Here is a 533-nt window from a genome sequence, read left to right on the forward strand (position 1 = left end):
GAAGGTGGGGCTGGCGATTGGGACGAAGTCGTAACAAGGTAGCCGTACCGGAAGGTGCGGCTGGATCACCTCCTTTCTAAGGAGTCTTTTGCAGGCCGGTTCTTGTCTAGTGACCGGTCGGACTCGAAAGTGGACCCGCACCCGTATCCTTCCTGCTTCTGAGCGGGGTGGTGGGGTGGGGGGTGGTTTGGAGATTGTGTCATCGGACCTGGCCCCTGGGTGTGCTGGAAGCGCCTGGGGGGCGCGCTGTTGGGTGTCTGAGGAAGCAACCTCCTCGACCCCCGGGGTGTTCTGCTCTGTTCCTCGCTCTTTGGGTGAGGGGTGGGGTGGGGCGCCGGGTGGGGTGGGGGGTGGTGGTTTCCCGCGGACCGCCTTCGCGAACTCTCGTTCCGGCCATGGTCTCCTGCCTTTGGGGCAGGGGGGTGTGGTGGGTCGGGTGGTGGTGGGGTGTGCGGTTGGTGTTTTGATTTGTGAATAGTGTGCGCGAGCATCTTGTTATCTGTAGTGGCCAAGTGAAAGTGGCATACGGTGGA

Annotated in this window: 1 rRNA gene; it reads left to right on the forward strand. The window is 62.3% G+C overall.

What is annotated here, in order from left to right:
• Window positions 1-76 (forward strand): 16S ribosomal RNA (locus tag PFX91_RS23080); the annotation flags it as partial.
• Window positions 77-533: the final 457 nt, after the last annotated feature.

The organism is Nocardiopsis sp. ATB16-24, assembly GCF_030271535.1.
Taxonomy (GTDB): domain Bacteria; phylum Actinomycetota; class Actinomycetes; order Streptosporangiales; family Streptosporangiaceae; genus Nocardiopsis.